Below are 3540 nucleotides of genomic sequence, written 5' to 3'. Positions count from 1 at the left end.
CGACGGTGCGCGTCAACGATCGCGAAATCACGCTGAAGAAGGGTGCGCTGAATGGCGCTAAGGCCGGCGACACGCTGTCGCTCGCGCTGCGCCCCGAGGCCATCGTGCTGGGCAAGCAGGCCGGACGCGATTCCAGCCTGGGCGGCAAGATTTCCGATGTCAGCTTTTTGGGCTCGGTCATCCGCGTGCGGGTCGGCGTCGGCAAGAACGCCGTCTCGCTCGACACCTTCAACAGCCCGACCGTGGCACCGCCGGAGCGTGGCCAGCCGGTCACGGTCACCTTCGGCCGCGAGGATGTGCTGGTGCTCGAAGGCGCCGAAGCCGCCTGAGGTCGTCGTGGGTTGGGTTCGCGTTTGCGAACCCAACACCGCGCCGGCCGATGACGATTTGAAGCATGTGCGGGCAGTGTCGGCCCCGCCCCCTCCCCCGCTATGCTGCGCCGGATGAATCGGGGAGGCGGGGATGATCGACCGGGTGCTGCTGATCGGGGCCGGGCTGCACGGCATGGTGGCGGTGGCGATGGGCGCTTTCGCCGCCCACGGCATGGCCGGGGTCGAGCCGGAACGGCTGGGCTGGGTCCAGACCGGAGCGCATTACCAGCTGATCCACGCCGCGGCGATCCTGGCCCTTGCCCTGATCGGCCTGTCCGGACCGTTGCGCTGGGCCGGCTGGTCGTTCCTGGTCGGCGCCATCATCTTTTCCGGCACACTCTATCTCATGGCCTTCGGCGCACCGCGCTGGTTCGGCGCCATCACCCCGATCGGTGGCGTGCTGCTGATCCTGGGCTGGGGCTTGGGCGTGCTGGCCGCCTTCCGCCTGACGGAAAGCTGACGCGCGGGCGTTGAGTCCGGCGGCCGGCACGGGCTAGGCTTGCCGCAGCCGTTACCTCTGGGACGGCCTCAGCCGTCACTCCCGGGACGCCATGGCCGACCTTGACCTCGACGCACGCGACCTGATCTGCCCGATGCCGGTCCTGAAGGCGCGCAAGGCGCTGCAGGGCCTGGCGCCGGGCCAGGTGCTGGATGTGCGCGCCACCGATGTGGCGGCCCGCAAGGATTTCCCGGCCTTCTGCGACGCCACCGGCCATGCCCTGGTGGCGGTGACCGAGGAGCCGGACGGCGTCACCCGCTACAGCATCCGCAAGGCAGGATAGGGCATGGACACGCTGCTCTTCACCCACCCGGCCTGCATCGGCCACGACACCGGCCCCGGCCACCCCGAGCGGCCGGAACGGCTGAAGGCGGTGCTGGCGGCGCTGGAGGATGAAAGCTTCGCCCTGCTGCAGCGGCGCGAGGCGCCGGAGGCGACGATCGAGCAGATCGCCCGCGCCCATCCCGAAGGCTTCGTCCGCCGGCTGCTGGCCGCCGTGCCGTCCGACGGGCTGCGGTCGATCGATGCCGACACCACGCTGTCGCCCGGCTCCGGCGCCGCCGTGCTGCGGGCCGCCGGCGCCGGCTGCGCCGCGGTCGATGCCGTGCTGGCCGGCGAGGCGCGCAACGCCTTCTGCGCCGTGCGGCCGCCGGGGCACCATGCCGAAACCGCGCGGGCCATGGGCTTCTGCCTGTTCAACAGCGTCGCGGTCGCCGCGATGCATGCCCGCATGACGCACGGCCTCAATCGCGTCGCCGTGATCGATTTCGACGTCCATCACGGCAACGGCACCCAGGACATCTTCTGGTCCGAGCCGGACATGCTCTACGCCTCGACCCACCAGTCGCCGCTGTATCCCGGCACCGGCAGCGAGGACGAGACCGGCATCGCCGGCAACATCGTCAATGCGCCGCTGCCGCCGGGATCGAACGGCGTCGTCTTCCGCCGGGCGATGGAGCGCGTGGTGCTGCCGGCGCTGGACGCCTTCGCGCCGGAGCTGGTGTTCATCTCCGCCGGCTTCGACGCCCATGCCCGCGACCCGCTGGCCAATCTCGAGTTGGTCGAGGCGGATTTCGCCTGGGCGACGCGGGAGATCATGGCCGTGGCCGACCGGCATTGCGACGGCCGCGTCGTCTCCAGCCTGGAGGGCGGCTACGATCTGCGCGGCCTGGCCCTGTCCGCCGCCGCCCATGTGCATGCGCTGATGACCGGCTGAGGCGCAGGCCGGGCGCAGGGCATAGTGACACACCCTCTTATGTTGCAGCGCAATATGACCAAATCACTGCAAAGCTTGGATTTGACGCAAAGTGCGCTGCATCGCACAATAGCTTAAGCGATTGCTCCCGGAGGGAAACGCCGCATCACCTGTGAAAGGTTCATGATGTGGCCCTACACCTCGCATGAGGTCGACTACCTGACCACCGCCCCGCCGGATGAAGGCGCACCGCGCGGCGCGCTTGCCGCCCGGATGCTGGCCATGCCGGCCCATGCCAACCCGTCCGGCGACATCTTCGGCGGCTGGATCATGGCGCTGATGGACGAAGCCGGCGCCATGACGGCAACCAGCCATGCCCAGGCCCGCGTCGTCACCGTCGCCGCCACCGACATGGCGTTCATTCATCCCGTCAAGATCGGTGACGTCGTCTGCTGCTACACGGAACTGGTCCGGATCGGACGCAGCTCGATCACCTTGCACATCGAGGTCTGGGTCCTGCGCTCCGGCCTCGGTGACCGGATGAAGGTGACGTCCGCCGAATTCACCTTCGTTGCCCTCGACCAGAACGGCAAGCCGCGTGCGATCCAGCGGGCCGCCGGGACCGCCTGAAAGGCTCGCTTATCCCGGATCCGGCAGAGTCGGCCACAGCCCGGCCAGCATCTCGGGCAGGATCGCCTCCGTCACCGCCGGGCCGCCCTCCGCCTCCCCGAGTCCCTCGAACTTGCCGTCCAGCGCCAGATGGGCGAAGCCGTGCACCGCCGACCAGGCGGCCAGCACGGTGGTGAGAGCGACGCGATCGAGCGGCTGGCCGGGGGCGATGCCGCGAAAGGCCGCCACCGCGTCGCGCAGCTCGGTGAAGGCGGCCTGGCCGGCCGCCTGCAGGCGCACATCAGCCCAGTTCAGCCGATCCTTGCGGAACATCAGCAGGAACCGCGCCGGATGCGCCCGGGCGAAGCGGACATAGCCCATGCCCTGGCCTTGCAGCCGCGCGGCCGGGTCGGCGCCCCCGCCGGCAGTGCCCTCGCGGAGGTAGCGGGTCAGCGTCTCGAAGCCCAGCACCGCCACCTCGGTCAGCAGCCCCGCGGCGCTGCCGAAGTGATGCGCCGGCGCCGCGGCCGACACCCCGGCCCGGCGCGCCGCCTCGCGCAGGGTGAAGCTGTCGTCCTGGGCCTGCGCGACCAGATCGAGGGCGGCCTGGACCAGAGCGCGGCGCAGGTCGCCGTGGTGAAACGTGGCGCGCTTGCCGGCGGGGCGACGCGGCGCCGGCCGCGGCTCGGCGCGGACGGCGGTGGCGCGGGCCTTGCGGGCGCGCGGTGCGGCCGCTGGCTTGGCGCGCGGCGCAGACGGGGCCTTGGCGCGCGCGCGTGCTCGGGGGGCGGCCATCGCGGCCACCCTACCGCGAGCGGCGATCGGCCTTCCAGCGCTGCGGCCGCGCAGCGTTCCGGCTACGGCGA

At 71.2% G+C, this 3540-nt stretch carries 6 protein-coding genes; 5 read left to right on the top strand and 1 reads right to left on the bottom strand.

The annotated features are described in order from the left end of the window. The 5 genes from AC3XYG_RS25445 to AC3XYG_RS25425 all read left to right on the top strand — a co-directional run. A partial coding sequence (locus tag AC3XYG_RS25445; protein WP_489142666.1) for a TOBE domain-containing protein occupies positions 1-329 on the top strand: 329 nt, incomplete at its 5' end. Between the two features lie 133 nt (positions 330-462). Beyond that, positions 463-831, top strand: coding sequence for a DUF423 domain-containing protein (locus AC3XYG_RS25440; protein WP_489142665.1), 369 nt, complete (start codon positions 463-465; stop codon positions 829-831). A 91-nt stretch (positions 832-922) separates the two neighbouring features. Continuing rightward, complete coding sequence (locus tag AC3XYG_RS25435) at positions 923-1153, top strand: sulfurtransferase TusA family protein (RefSeq protein WP_489142664.1); 231 nt, start codon at positions 923-925, stop codon at positions 1151-1153. Positions 1154-1156: 3 nt separating this feature from the next. Continuing rightward, the gene (locus tag AC3XYG_RS25430) at positions 1157-2086 is read left to right on the top strand and encodes a histone deacetylase family protein (RefSeq protein WP_489142663.1); all 930 of its coding nucleotides are present in this window, start codon (positions 1157-1159) and stop codon (positions 2084-2086) included. Between the two features lie 162 nt (positions 2087-2248). After that, on the top strand, positions 2249-2695 hold the full coding sequence (locus tag AC3XYG_RS25425; RefSeq protein WP_489142662.1) for an acyl-CoA thioesterase: 447 nt from the start codon (positions 2249-2251) through the stop codon (positions 2693-2695). A 9-nt stretch (positions 2696-2704) separates the two neighbouring features. Here AC3XYG_RS25425 and AC3XYG_RS25420 read toward each other — a convergent pair. Beyond that, positions 2705-3540 (bottom strand): TetR/AcrR family transcriptional regulator (locus AC3XYG_RS25420; protein WP_489142661.1); only part of this gene is annotated, 836 nt, incomplete at its 5' end.

It is taken from the genome of Inquilinus sp. (assembly GCF_057815775.1).
Note: the sequence above shows the minus strand (reverse complement) of the source record. Positions and strands in the feature narration are given on the sequence as shown.